The 13189-nt window shown below is 63.1% G+C and carries 10 protein-coding genes; 2 read left to right on the top strand and 8 right to left on the bottom strand.

The window, feature by feature from the left end; translation table 11 throughout:
- Positions 1 to 31: 31 nt before the first annotated feature.
- The 6 genes from G489_RS0102230 to G489_RS0102255 form a co-directional block, all read right to left on the bottom strand.
- Positions 32 to 1147: an ABC transporter ATP-binding protein gene (locus G489_RS0102230; protein ID WP_029040144.1), complete on the bottom strand. Its 1116-nt coding sequence runs from the start codon at positions 1145 to 1147 to the stop codon at positions 32 to 34.
- Positions 1144 to 1884 carry an SMC-Scp complex subunit ScpB gene (gene scpB, locus G489_RS0102235; RefSeq protein WP_081691356.1) on the bottom strand — a complete coding sequence of 247 codons (741 nt, stop codon included), beginning with the start codon at positions 1882 to 1884 and terminating at the stop codon, positions 1144 to 1146. The genes G489_RS0102230 and scpB overlap by 4 nt, the downstream gene beginning before the upstream one ends.
- Positions 1885 to 1892: 8 nt before the next feature.
- Positions 1893 to 2720, bottom strand: coding sequence for a segregation and condensation protein A (locus tag G489_RS0102240; RefSeq protein WP_029040146.1), 828 nt, complete (start codon positions 2718 to 2720; stop codon positions 1893 to 1895).
- 155 nt (positions 2721 to 2875) lie between these two features.
- Entirely contained in the window at positions 2876 to 5872 is a 2997-nt protein-coding gene (locus tag G489_RS0102245) for an SPOR domain-containing protein (RefSeq protein ID WP_029040147.1), read from the bottom strand.
- A 91-nt stretch (positions 5873 to 5963) separates the two neighbouring features.
- Positions 5964 to 7718: an arginine--tRNA ligase gene (gene argS / locus G489_RS0102250; RefSeq protein ID WP_029040148.1), complete on the bottom strand. Its 1755-nt coding sequence runs from the start codon at positions 7716 to 7718 to the stop codon at positions 5964 to 5966.
- Between the two features lie 39 nt (positions 7719 to 7757).
- Complete coding sequence (locus tag G489_RS0102255; protein ID WP_029040149.1) at positions 7758 to 8954, bottom strand: deoxyguanosinetriphosphate triphosphohydrolase; 1197 nt, start codon at positions 8952 to 8954, stop codon at positions 7758 to 7760.
- A 130-nt stretch (positions 8955 to 9084) separates the two neighbouring features.
- On the opposite strand from G489_RS0102255, the gene erpA reads away from it, so the two are divergent.
- Positions 9085 to 9435 (top strand): iron-sulfur cluster insertion protein ErpA, encoded by a 351-nt coding sequence (gene erpA, locus G489_RS0102260; protein WP_029040150.1) that lies wholly within the window; start codon positions 9085 to 9087, stop codon positions 9433 to 9435.
- 83 nt (positions 9436 to 9518) lie between these two features.
- Positions 9519 to 10298, top strand: a complete 780-nt coding sequence (gene xth, locus G489_RS0102265; protein WP_029040151.1) for an exodeoxyribonuclease III — start codon at positions 9519 to 9521, stop codon at positions 10296 to 10298.
- A 6-nt stretch (positions 10299 to 10304) separates the two neighbouring features.
- On the opposite strand, the gene G489_RS18740 is transcribed toward xth, so the two are convergent.
- Together G489_RS18740 and ilvD are read right to left on the bottom strand one after the other, a co-directional pair.
- Entirely contained in the window at positions 10305 to 11177 is an 873-nt protein-coding gene (locus tag G489_RS18740) for a tetratricopeptide repeat protein (protein ID WP_051332214.1), read from the bottom strand.
- Positions 11164 to 12894, bottom strand: coding sequence for a dihydroxy-acid dehydratase (ilvD, locus tag G489_RS0102275; protein WP_029040152.1), 1731 nt, complete (start codon positions 12892 to 12894; stop codon positions 11164 to 11166). The genes G489_RS18740 and ilvD overlap by 14 nt, the downstream gene beginning before the upstream one ends.
- Between the last annotated feature and the right edge of the window lie 295 nt (positions 12895 to 13189).

Genomic DNA, 13189 nt, shown 5'->3' on the forward strand with positions numbered 1-13189 from the left:
CGCCGCTTACCTCGTCTCTAATCAGATATGGTCAATCGGCGTCAAACACAAGCACGTGGGCCGGATCGAGCGAAAGATAGACGTCACGACCGGGCACGAATTCGGGATGTGCCTGCCTCCGAAGCCGGATCGGATGCTCGACACCGGCGACCAACACCTCGTAATTGCCCACACCCAGCGCGTCCCGGCGCGAAACGATGCGTCCCGCCGCGCCATCGCCGCCAAGGCTGAGGTGAACCGCCCCGACGGGCCGGATGCCGATGATCACGCGTTGACCGTCCTGCCGACCCGAAACCGGCACCGGACCGATCGGGGTGAGTGCGACATTATTGCGCACCTCCCCCTCGACTTCACTGAGATGCGACAGAAACCGGGCAGCATTGAGGTCAACAGGGTGATCATAGACATCGTTGGCGCGGTCGATCTGGATAATTCGCCCGGCGCGCAACAGAGCGATCCGGTCACCGAGCAGCATGGCCTCCTCGGGATCGTGGGTGACGATCAGCGAGGTGGCGCCGGTTTCGCGCAGCACGGCCAGAGTCTCGCTGCGCACAGCCTGACGCAACCGCGCATCAAGGCTCGAGAAGGGCTCATCGAGCAGCAGAATGCCCGGACGGGGTGCCACGGCCCGGGCCAGCGCCAGACGCTGCTGCTGGCCGCCCGAGAGCTGCGCCGGGTAGTCGTTTTCACGGTCCGCGAGCCCGACGCGCTTGAGCGCCTGACGGGCCTGCTTGAGTGCCTCGCGGCGCCCAAGCTTCTTGAGCCCGAAGATTGCGTTTTCAAGCACGCTCATATGCGGGAACAGCGCAAAATCCTGGAACATCAGCCCCACACCACGCTTATCCGGCTGGATTGTGGTGCGGGCGTCGGACACGCATTTTCGGTTGATCAGGACGCGGCCACCGGTAATCGGTTGAATCCCGGCAGCGGCCCGCAAAATGGTCGACTTGCCCGATCCCGATTCGCCGAGCAGACACACGATTTCGCCCGGTGACAGGGTGAAATCAACGCCATTGAGGACGTCGCGCTCGCCGATGCGGCAATGAACATCGTCGAATTCGAGGGCAGCGGCGAAACTGACGCCGACCGTCCCGCGCGGCCCCCAATCGGCCTGCACCTCGGCTTTCGACTTGTCTGAATCACTCACGACTCTTCTCCAGAGCCGTCTGAAAAACCTGCATCGCCCAACAGGTCGGGATCGCCTTCGTCGTCGGGATCAAGCGGGTCTTCGTCCTCACGCGGGCCGGTATCGGGAACCGGAACGGAGAAATCAGGCGGGAGCGTGCTCGAAAGCAGCCCCGCGCCCTTCAGTTCCGCCAGGCCGGGGAGATCGTTGATGTTCTCCAGCCCGAAATGATCGAGGAATTCCTCGGTTGTGCCATAGGTCACCGGGCGCCCGGGCGTGCGGCGGCGCCCGCGCATGCGCACCCAATTGGCTTCCATGAGCACGTCCAGAACGCCCTTGGAGGTGGCAACACCCCTCACCTCTTCGATTTCGGCCCGGGTCACCGGCTGGTGATAGGCGATGATCGACAGGGTTTCGAGCGCGGCGCGCGACAATGGCCGCTCCTCGACTTCGTCGCGGCGCAGCAGATAGCTGAGATCAGCAGCCGTGCGGAAGGCCCATTTGCCGTCGCGTGTCACGAGGTTGACCCCGGCAGTGGCATATTTGGCAGTGAGCGCCTCGATAAGTGCCGGAATATCCGGTTCCTCGCCGAGATGGCGGCGCAGATCGGCCTCGCTGAGCGGTTCGTCGCTGGCGAACAGCAGCGCCTCGACCACACGCAGATTGCGGGTCGTCACCTGCCCGCCTGCGTCCTGCGCTTCATCGCGATCCGGTCCGTCGCTATCGCCAAGGTGTTGTGTAGCTGTGTCGTCCGACACGCGGTTCCTCACTCGCTCTCGGGTGGCGGCCCGCCGCGCCGTTTGCGCAGCATGAGCGGGCCGAATGCGTGGCCCTGACGTAGCTCGACTTCGCCCCTTCGCACAAGCTCAAGACTGGCCGAGAAGCTGGACGCAATGATCGTGGCACGCTCTTCAGTCGTGGCCAGATAGTCGGCTAGGTATTCGTGGATCGGCGCCCAGTCGTGCCCGGCGCCCAGCAGGCGCGTCAGGATCTCTTCGGCATCGTGCAGCGACCAGACCACCCGCCGGACCGGCACATAGTCATGGGGAACGTTGCGCTCGCGCTGGATGGCGTAGGCCTTGAGCAACTCGAAATAGCTGGCCTCCCAGCGCCGTTCGCGGTGCAGCGCGATGGGCTCGGGCATGCCGCGGGCGAAGAAATCGCGGCCCAGCCGGTCGCGGTTCATCAGCCGCCGGGCCGCGTCGCGCATCGCCTCGAGCCGCTGCAGGCGGAACTGGAGTTGGGCGGCCATCTCCTCGCCGCTCAGCTCCTGCTCGTCATCGGTATGCGGCACCATCAGCCGGCTCTTGAGATAGGCCAGCCATGCCGCCATCACCAGATAGTCGGCGGCAATCTCTATGCGGCTTTCGCGAATCTTTTCGATGAAAGCGAGGTATTGCTCGGCAAGCGCCAGCACGGAAATGCTGGCGAGGTCGACCTTTTGCTTGCGGGCAAGGTCGAGGAGCAGGTCAAGCGGGCCCTCATAGCCGTCGACATCGACATACATGACCTGGCCCGGCGGAGTTTTGTTCTCCTCCACGTTCCAGAAATCGTCCTGGGGCCGGTTCTGCGGGCTTTGAGGATCTTGCTGCATCTTGGCAAATCATGACGGCTTTTTGCCGGGGCGTCATCATCAACCGCCCTGCGGGCGGGCAATTGGCCGCACAAACCGGTGAAAAACGGGGGGCAAATGCCCCAAAGGCGAACGGCGCCCGAAGGCGCCGCTCGAAACCCTTGTTGAAGCGCCCGTTACTGCTCGGTGACGAAGCAGTCGCCGCCCGCCGACTTGATCGAGTTACACAAGGCGCTCGCCTGGGACTGGTTGGCCGTCGGCACCTTGACCCGGAAGAAGGTTCCGCGCTCGGGCAGGTCCACCCGCTGAATGGCCAGGCTGACGCCCGAAAGCTGGCTGGAGAAGCGCCGGCTCAGCGAACCCGCGGATTCCCGTGCCGCCGCTTCGCTACGCTGGGAAGACAGCTGCACGAAATAAGGCGCTGTATCGGGGGATACGCGTGTCAGGGTGGGGCTCGGCGTCGGTGCCGGCTGGCTTGTCGTGCTGCCACCATCCAGAGAAACCGGCGCGCTGTTGGAAGCTGTCGAAGCCGAGCTGCCGGAAGACGCGCTCGAAGATGAAGAGGAACTCGGGGGCCGGATGATTGTCGGCGTGGGCCGCGAAGACCCACTCGAGCTCGAGGTGTTGCTGCTGGTGCTCGTGTTCACTGCAGCCTGGCGCGACGCCAGCGACAGCTCCGGACGTTCCAGACCAGAGGGCCGCGGCAAGGGCACAGGCGCGTTCGGGTCATCACTGGCAGCGGTATCGGTGCCTTCATCCGAGGTTGCATCGATGGCACGGGCCGCCGAGCTGGTATCACTGTCCTCGCCGGACAGCCCGGTCAGGTCAGGCACTTCGCCATCGCCGTTGAGGGCCTGGAGGACTGCACCGATGGAATCAGCATCGCCGTCTTCCTCACTGGTGGCGCCAGGAACATCGGGCACATTGGGCCGCACCGCAGGCAGCGGCTCGACACCCGCAGCGGACTCATCCGAGGCGACAATGGTCCCATCGGCCCGCACAGTCACGGTCTTGACCTTGCGGTTGGCGAGACCGCCACTCGACGTACTCGAAGGCGAAATCACGCGTGACACATCATTGCCTGAGGCACCGCCAGTTTCATCACGGGAGACGATCTGCTCGTCGCCCGCATTATCCGGGGTGTCACCTGCCAGCTGGTCGAACACGATGGAGTTGTCATCCGGCGTGTCTTCGGTTGGCGGGTCTTCCTTGATCGCGGTGTTCTGTGCCGTGATGATCGGGGCCTCACCCTCATCACCACTCATGCCGAAATACCAATAGGCACCGCCACCCAGTAGAGCGACGATGAAAAGGCCGGCTGCCGCGGGAACAATGAAACGTCCTACGCCGCCAGACCGACTGTCCTTGACCTTGCGCGGCTTGGCGCGCGGCCCTTCGCCGATGCCCTTGCCTGAGCCATCGTCGCGGGCCGAGCTGGCAATCGAAGCGAAAATTGCAGCCTCAGCGGCCTGGCTTTCCGCGTCAAGACCGCCATCACTGGAAGAGCGGGATGCAGATGGCGCTGAGCCTTGCGGCTTGCCGCCAACGCCACCCAGTTCACGCAACGGGGCCACGGAAGCCCGTGAGGCCTCAGGTGCCGGGCGCGGTTCGCGGGGAGCGTCAGGCGAAGGCGTGCCATTATCACTATTGAAATCAACGGCTGTCGTTTCCGCGATCAACCGCTCGATTTCCGAAAGCGGATCGGATGAAGATGCCGGGGATGTCGCGGGATCATCGATACTGCCACGCAGGCCCGGTGCCTGGTCGAAACGGTCCTGATCGGCCTGCCCGGCGGCCCAGTCGGGCTGCTTCGGCTCTTCGACCGGAGACCTGGGTGTTTCGACGCGCGGTTCGGGTCTTGGCTCCGGCCTGGGCTCCGGTTTTGCCTCAACGCGCGGCTCAGGTTTTGGAACGGGTGCAGCGGCGGCCGGTCGAGCCTGGTTCGGTTCGCGCGGCGCGTGTGTCACGGGCGCAGGCGCTTCCGGCTCTGCCTCGGGCTCAGATTCGGCAATCAGGTTGGCGATCGGATCGTCGCCAAGAGCCATCACTGCCGGAATGTCGTCCATCGGCACGGATTCGTCCGCATCGTCATCCTGCGTGGCATCGTCCTGAGACGAAATGCTGGGCTGCGGCGATGCATCAGCATGCGGCTCCGGCCTGGTGTCATCAGCCTTGCCGCCGAGCGACGGTTCGACCCGGTCGACGGTATCACGCTTGAAGGGGTTCGGCGGCGGTGCATAGGCCGATCCGCCCAGCGACACCGACGGCGCCGGCTTTTCCGGCCGCTCAGCTTCGAGCCTTGGCTCCTGGCGCTGTTCAGGGGCGTCACCATCGCCATCATCGCCGTGAGCACCGGTACCTTCGCCCTGATCAAGACCGAGATCAGCCAAGGTAACGCGCGGTTCAGCCGCCGGCTTTTTCGGCACTTCTCGTGTGCGGAACGGGGAAATCCCCTCGCCTGCGGGTGCTGCCGGCTGAGGCGGCGTGCTCACCGAAGGTGCCGGCGTGGCCGCCGGACGATCGAGCGTCGGCTCCTTGCGTTCGCTCTCACCAGCCTTGTCTGCGGACATGGAACCGCGGAACCCTACAGGCACCGTCTCCGGTTCGCTGTGCGAGGGCGTTTCCGGCGACACGCTAGGTGCGGCCGGCGGTTCCTGGTTCGCTCTTGGTTCCTGGCTCACCCTTGGCTCGGGCTGCGGCTCGGCTTTCGGCTCAGGGTCGAGACGCAGCGCGCTGAACGGTTCGGGTTCCGGCTTGTGCGCCGTCACTTGCGGATCGGGCTCCGGCACAGGCCTGGAACGCAACTCAGGTTCCGGCCGATCAGCGCTGTCTTTGGCGTCGTCATCACCGGCGCGATCGTCACCCGTTTGATCGTGGCCTGCGTGATCTTCGCCTGCAAGGTCCAGGAACGGCTCGCGTTCGGCCACCGGCTCGTCACTGTCCGTGTCCTCGGGCTCAGGCTCCGGCTTACGCGCCGGCTCGGCGTTCTGGCCGAGGCGGTCGAACGGATTGGGCCTTTCGGGCTGCGCGGGCGCAGCGGATTCGGGCTCGGAACCAGCTTCGGGCGCAGTCTTCTTCTGCGCATCCGCCGCAACCAACCGCGCGAGTTCCGCGATCAGGTCATCAGATTCCTCATCCTTATCCGAAGGATTGTTGGGGTTCGCTGTATTCATTCACCAGCGTCCTGTCTGGTATCCCCTTGCAACAGGGATAATTTTTCTTCGCCGAGCATCTTGACACATCAGGCATAGCAATGTGCCTGAATTATGAAAGCTCTTCAGGCGCAGTCACTCCCAGAATGGTCAACCCGGTTTTGAGCACCTGACGCACGGCGGCGACTAATGCGAGTCGGGCCAACGTTAGTGTCTGGTCATCGTCGTTAACAAACCGTAAGCGCGGGTTTTCTTTGCCTTTTGCCCAGAAGGTGTGGAACGCGGACGCCAGATCATAAAGATAGAAGGCGATCCGGTGCGGTTCATGCGCCCGCGCGGCCCCCTCAACCGTGCGCGGGAACTGCGCCAGCGCGTGAATGAGGGTCATGTCCTCTGGGCTGTCGAGTACCGACAGATCGGCGGCAGCAATGGCATCCGCGCTGGTGTCGAGTGCCGGCAGGTCCCGCTCGGCAGTGCGAAAGATCGAACAGGCACGGGCGTGGGCATACTGGACGTAAAAGACCGGGTTGTCCCGGGTCTGCGCCGTTACCGCATCGAAATCGAAGTCGAGCGGAGCGTCATTCCGCCGGAACAGCATGATGAAGCGCACGGCATCGGGCCCGACCTCGTCGACAACGTCGGACAGGTTGACCATGGTGCCTGCCCGCTTGGACATCTTCACCGGTTCGCCGCCGCGGGTCAGATTGACGAGCTGGCAGATTCGCACGTCGATTTCCGCTTCACCGCCCGAAACGGCTTTCAGTGCGGCCTTGAGGCGCTTGATATAGCCGGCGTGATCAGCACCGAGCACGATCACCTGCTGTGTGAAGCCGCGCAGATATTTGTTGCGGTGATAGGCGATGTCGGCGGCAAAATAGGTGTAACTGCCATCGGATTTGACCAGCGCCCGGTCGGTGTCGTCGCCAAAATCGGAAGCGCGGAAAAGCGTCTGATCGCGGTCTTCCCAATCCTCGGGCAGTTTGCCCTTGGGCGGCTCGAGTTTGCCGACATAGACAAGTCCCTGTTCCTTCAGCCAGGCGAGGGTCTTGGCGATATCGCCTTCGTCTCCGTGCAAGGTGCGCTCGGAGAAGAACACGTCGTGATGGATCGAGAGCCGCGCGAGATCGGAGCGAACCAGATCCATCATCATATCGAGGGCGAAAGGCTTGACGATCGGCAGCCATTCCGATTCAGCTTTTTGCGCCAAGTCACTGCCGTATTTGGCTTTCAGCGCTTCGCCCACCGGCTTCAGATAGTCTCCGGGGTAGAGGCCTTCCGGTATTGCGCCGATGTCTTCCCCCAACGCTTCGCGATAGCGCAGATAGGCCGAGCGAGCCAGCACATCGACCTGCCCGCCGGCGTCGTTGATGTAGTATTCGCGCGTCACCTCAAAGCCGCTGAAGGCCATCAGCGAGGCCAAAGCATCTCCGTAGACCGCGCCGCGGGTGTGCCCCACATGCAGCGGGCCGGTGGGGTTGGCCGAGACATATTCGACATTGACCCCGATCCCCTCACCCGCCGTTGAGCGTCCGAAATCCGTGCCAAGCCGATTGGCGGCGGCCACAACCGTCTGGAACAGGGCGGGTGTCAGGCGGAAATTCAGAAAGCCCGGGCCGGCGACCTCACAGGCCTCGACGTCCCCGTCGTTTGCGAAGTGCTCGGCCAGCGTGCCGGCAATCTCGCGAGGATTGGTCTTGAGCGGCTTTCCCACAACCATTGCGGCATTGGTCGACAGGTCGCCATGGCTTGGATCGCGAGGCGGCTCAACCGTAAACCGGGCGCGCAGATCGTCCATTTCGGACAAGGCCGGATAGGCCGCCAGAAGGGCTTGTGCCACGCGTTCGTGAAAGACGGCAAAGACGTCCATAACTCAACTGCCTGAATGGTTGGGGGGACCGGCTGCGGGTTAGCCGAAATCCGGGCGCAGGTCAAACAATCGGGTGTATTCCGACAGGGCGAACGGATCGGTCATGCCGGCCACGAAATCGCTGATGACGCGAAGCCGCGTGGTACCCGACGTCCGCTCGAACGCTTCTCCCCACCGCCCGGGCATGGGATCGCCGCCGGCATAGGAGCGGAAAAGCCGTTCAACGATTTCTTCTGCGACCCGTACATGGCGCATGACATCGTCATGGCGATAGACGCGGGCGAACAGGAAGGATTTGAGCTGCTTTTCGCGCTCGGCCATTTCGATATCGAAGCCGATGAGCGTCCGCCCGGCATGGCGGGCCTCGTCCGCCGTCGTGATCCCGGCATCGGCAATGCGCGCCGCCGAGGTGGCGATGACATTCTCGATGGTACGGGTGATGAGCCGGCGGATAACCTCATGGGCCTGCCGCTTGACCGGGACATCCGGATAGCGCGCCCTTACCTCCTTCACGATCGGGCCGATCAAGGGGGCCTCGATCAGATCGTCGAGCGTCAGCAGGCCGGCGCGCAGCGCGTCGTCGACATCATGGGCGTTGTACGCCAGATCGTCGGCGATGGCAGCAGCCTGCGCCTCAAGGCTGGCATGGGTGTGCAGCATCAGATCAGCCGATGCGATCTCGTCATGGATGCCGAATGGCAGCCCATGTTCCTTGTAGCGCCCCACGGGATTGCCGGCGGGGTCGGTCATCGGGCCATTGTGCTTGAGAATGCCCTCGATCACTTCCCAGGTGAGGTTCAGGCCATCATGTTCGGCATAGCGGTTCTCGATCCGCGTGACGACACGGATGGCCTGCATGTTGTGATCGAACCCGTCGGCACCCTCCATGCAGCGGTGCAGCGCGCGCTCCCCGGCATGGCCAAAGGGGGTGTGGCCAAGATCATGGGTCAGCGCAACGGCCTCGGCGAGGTCTTCATTGAGCCCAAGCGAGCGGGAAATCGCCCGTGCGATCTGGGAAACTTCGAGCGTGTGGGTCAGCCGGGTGCGGAAATGCGTGCCTTCATGAGCCAGAAACACCTGGGTCTTATGCTGGAGGCGGCGAAAGGCGGTGGAGTGGATCACCCGGTCGCGGTCGCGCTGGAATTCGGAACGCGTTGGACTGTCGTCCGTCTTGTGAAGGCGGCCGCGCGTTCTGGCCGGGTCAGAGGCCAGCGAAACAGAGGGCTCAGCAATCATGAGAAAATCACGCCTTGGTGCGCCCCCCTTTTCAAAGCATCGGCCACGTCCTATCTCTAGTCGTGTTCGATGTCGCCGATATTCTAGCGGCGCACGTGTTGAGTGACACGTCAGGACAAGGAATTGCAAGATGGCCGATACCGCAGCTCTCAAGAACGACGTTATTCTGACAGACAGCGCCGCTGCCCGGATCGCACAGATCCTGTCGGGCGAAGCCGAAGGCACTGTCCTGCGGATCGCTGTTTCAGGCGGTGGATGCTCCGGCTTCCAATACGAATACAATCTCGTCAAGGAAAGCCCGACAGACGACGACCTGGTGCTCGCCAAGGGCGATGCGACCGTGCTGATCGATTCGATGAGCCTTGAATTCATGCAGGGATCGGAAATCGATTTCGTCGACGACCTGATCGGACAGGCTTTCGAAATCCGCAATCCCAACGCGGTCGCCTCCTGCGGTTGCGGCACCAGCTTCTCGATCTGAGGATAGCTCGGCCTCCCCATCGGAAGACGGTTCCTGCCGGCGTTCCAACCGGTTAAGGTGCGCGCGTGACCGGAGGCCAGCCCATGAAGATCGCAACCTGGAACATCAATGGCATCAAGGCCCGGCTCGAAGTGGTCAAGCATTGGCTCGAGACTGCCCAGCCGGACATTGTTTGCCTGCAGGAAATCAAGACGATCGACGAGAACTTCCCCGGCGAAGCGTTCGAGGAGATGGGTTACAACGTCGCTACCCACGGCCAGAAGAGCTTCAATGGCGTGGCGCTCCTCTCAAAGATCCCGTTCGACGAAGTCAATCGCGGCCTGCCGGGGGACGATGGCGACGAACAGGCGCGATTCATCGAGGCCGAATTTTCGACAGAGAACGGCGCCTTCCGCGTTGCCGGCATCTATTTGCCCAATGGCAATCCGGTCGACAGTGAGAAGTTCCCCTACAAGCTTGGCTGGATGGAGCGGCTGACGGCCTGGACACGCGAGCAGCTGGCGAACGAAGAGCCGCTTGTCATCATGGGCGACTACAATCTGATCCCGCAGGACATCGACACCCACGATCCCAAGGCCTGGTGGGGCGACGCGTTGTATCATCCCGAGAGCCTGTCGCGCTTCCGCACCTTCGAGGCGCTGGGCATGACGGACGCCGTGCGGTCAACAACAGCAGAACCGGCTTATACGTTCTGGGATTTCCAGGCCGGTGCCTGGCGCAAGAACAATGGCATCCGGATCGATCATCTGATGCTTTCGCCGCAGGCTGCGGACCGGCTCAACGGCGTCAACATCCACCGCGATGTGCGTGGCTGGGACAAGCCTTCCGACCACGTGCCCGTGGTCGGCGATTTTGCATTCTAGGCTAAACTAGAGACCGAGCTGGGACGACAGGCTGTCGGCAGCAATCAGGGCGCTCAGGCGCTCATTGTCGCTCGCCTCGGCATTGGCCCTTTCGATCAGATCCTCGATCCAGGCCTGATCCGCGGTACCATCCGCATGGCGCTCGGCCACGTTGAGCCACATCAGCCCCTCGACGGGATCGCGCTCGACGCCTTCGCCATCAAAGATCAGCCGGCCGAGCGTGGCCTGGGCCCCGATATGGCCTTTGCGCGCGGCAAGGGTAAGCCAGCGGGCGCTCTGAAGCGGGTTGTAACCGAATTCGGCATCGTCGAGGTAGAGCTGACCGAGCCGGAACTGGGCCTCCGCGTCGCCGAAATAGGTGGCCGCATGATAGGTCAGCCGATTGGCTTCGGTCTTGTTGGCGGCGATCCCGGCATCGGGCACGCCTGAGCGCAGATATTCACCGATCTTGACGAAGCTCTGGGCTACGATATCCGCCGAAGGAGAGCGCGGCAGGCTGTCGGCATTGTCATTGGCAATGCGCGAGAAATAGCCGAATGCCTTGGCCTTGTCCGCCTTCACGCCATCGCCATTCTCGTACATCAGGCCCAGCTGCCAGAGCGCCAGGGGCTGTCCAGCTTCGGCACCAGCCTCAAGCGCACCAAGCAGTTCGTCGTTGGAGACGCCTGCATTGATCGAGATGTTGAGGCGTCCGGGCGAGCCGCCGGATCCACCGCTCGACAGGCTTTGCACGGCCTCGGTGGCATCGCGCGCACTGTCGATGGCGGACAATTGCGATCCGCCCGGCAGGCCCTGGGCCGCCGCAAGAGCCGGAACGGCCCAAATCGCGGCGGCGGCCAGCATACCTTTCAACTGCAGCCCGCAGTCAGATATCGGCATAGCACTCCTTTTCGCCCTTGCCGCCGGGATGGGTCACCGCGCCGTTACGCGCGTTACCGACGGTCTGGGCATACTTCCAAAGCGCACCGGAGCCGACATTCAGCTCCCGTGCCTTCCAGCGCTGTTTGCGCGCCTCAAGCTCTTCGGCACTCACTTCCACCGCGAGGATGCCTTCATTGGCATCGATCTCGATGATGTCGCCGTCTTCCAACAGGGCGATCGGCCCACCGACCGCAGCTTCAGGCCCGACATGGCCGATGCAGAAACCGCGGGTCCCGCCGGAGAACCGGCCATCGGTGATGAGCGCAACCTTGTCGCCCATGCCCTGGCCATACAGCGCCGCGGTGGTGGAGAGCATTTCACGCATGCCCGGCCCACCGATCGGCCCCTCGTAGCGGATGACGAGCACTTCGCCTTCTTCGTATTGGCGGTTCTTGACCGCTTCGAAACATTCTTCCTCGCTGTCGAAGCAACGAGCCGGGCCCTTGAACACCAGGTTCTTCATGCCCGCGACCTTCACGATGGCACCATCGGGCGCCAGATTGCCCTTGAGGCCGACAACACCGCCGGTCGGGCGGATCGGCGTCGCGGCCTTCACGACCACATCCTGCTGGTCGTTCCACTCGACCTTTTCGAGGTTCTCGGCAATCGTGCGGCCGGTGACGGTGATGCAGTCGCCGTGCAGATAGCCTTCATCGAGCAGCGTCTTCATCATCATCGGGATGCCGCCAGCTTCGAACAGATCTTTGGCGACATAACGGCCACCGGGTTTCATGTCCGCGATATAAGGCGTGCGCTTGAAGATTTCGGCGACGTCGAACAGGTCGAAATCGATGCCGATCTCATGGGCGATGGCCGGCAGGTGCAGTGCGGCATTGGTCGAACCGCCCGAGGCGGCGACGACAGTCGCGGCATTCTCGAGCGCCTTGCGCGTGACGATGTCGCGCGGGCGCAGATTGAGCGAGAGCAGGTTCATCACCGCCTCGCCTGCCGCCTCGCAGAACTTGTCACGGATCTCATAGGGCGCCGGTGCGCCGGCCGAATAAGGAAGCGCAAGGCCGATGGCTTCGGACACGGTCGCCATTGTGTTGGCGGTGAACTGGCCACCGCATGCGCCCGCCGAAGGGCAAGCGACCTGCTCGAGTTCTTCAAGGTCGTCATCGGACATCTTGCCGACCGAGTGCAGGCCCACAGCCTCGAACACGTCGACGACGGTGACATCCTTGCCCTTATAGCGGCCCGGCAGGATCGACCCGCCATAGATGAAGACGGACGGCACGTTGAGGCGCACCATCGACATCATCATGCCCGGCAGCGACTTGTCGCAGCCCGCGATACCGACCAGCGCGTCATAGCAGTGCCCGCGCATGGTGAGTTCAACCGAATCCGCGATGAGATCGCGCGAAACCAGCGAGGACTTCATGCCCTGGTGACCCATGGCGATGCCGTCGGTCACAGTGATGGTGGTGAATTCGCGCGGTGTGCCGCCGGCGGAGGCGACACCCTGCTTGGCGGCCTGGGCCTGGCGCTGCAGTGCGATATTGCACGGCGCAGCCTCGTTCCAGCAGGTCGCCACGCCGACAAACGGCTGATGAATCTGACCGGCATTAAGCCCCATCGCATAATAGTATGAGCGATGCGGCGCGCGATCCGGTCCTTCGGTCACGTGCCGGCTGGGCAGTTTCGATTTGTCCAAGTTCTTGTTCTTGGCATCCATGCCGTCAATCCTCTTGCTGCGCTTGTGGCCGGCACGCTTTATGACCAGCCGGATGGCGCTGCACAAGGGCAGACAACAGAGCCTCCTCACGCGAGTCATGACCGTTTTGCGACAGCCATGAGCGCCGGATTGTCCGCAGTTCCGCCCCTCACCGTTCTTGATGGGGTTTGAGGTAAGATTGTGGCACCTCGGGCCCCGCCTGAACGGCTGAAATCCAAGCGATATGATTCACTTGAGGCTGTTGCAAAAAGGTAACTCGCGCGTACCGGACCCCCGAAAATCGTTCGGCCTCGCC

Origin of the sequence: Cucumibacter marinus DSM 18995 (genome assembly GCF_000429865.1) — a bacterium.
Taxonomy (GTDB): domain Bacteria; phylum Pseudomonadota; class Alphaproteobacteria; order Rhizobiales; family Devosiaceae; genus Cucumibacter; species Cucumibacter marinus.

Bases quoted from the DNA above. Each gene is read 5' to 3' on its own strand.
- G489_RS0102240 (WP_029040146.1), bottom strand. From the start codon at position 2,720: ATGCAGCAAGATCCTCAAAGCCCGCAGAACCGGCCCCAGGACGATTTC.
- G489_RS0102245 (WP_029040147.1), bottom strand. From the start codon at position 5,872: ATGAATACAGCGAACCCCAACAATCCTTCGGATAAGGATGAGGAATCT.
- argS (WP_029040148.1), bottom strand. From the start codon at position 7,718: ATGGACGTCTTTGCCGTCTTTCACGAACGCGTGGCACAAGCCCTTCTG.
- G489_RS0102255 (WP_029040149.1), bottom strand. From the start codon at position 8,954: ATGATTGCTGAGCCCTCTGTTTCGCTGGCCTCTGACCCGGCCAGAACG.
- erpA (WP_029040150.1), top strand. From the start codon at position 9,085: ATGGCCGATACCGCAGCTCTCAAGAACGACGTTATTCTGACAGACAGC.
- xth (WP_029040151.1), top strand. From the start codon at position 9,519: ATGAAGATCGCAACCTGGAACATCAATGGCATCAAGGCCCGGCTCGAA.
- G489_RS18740 (WP_051332214.1), bottom strand. From the start codon at position 11,177: ATGCCGATATCTGACTGCGGGCTGCAGTTGAAAGGTATGCTGGCCGCC.
- ilvD (WP_029040152.1), bottom strand. From the start codon at position 12,894: ATGGATGCCAAGAACAAGAACTTGGACAAATCGAAACTGCCCAGCCGG.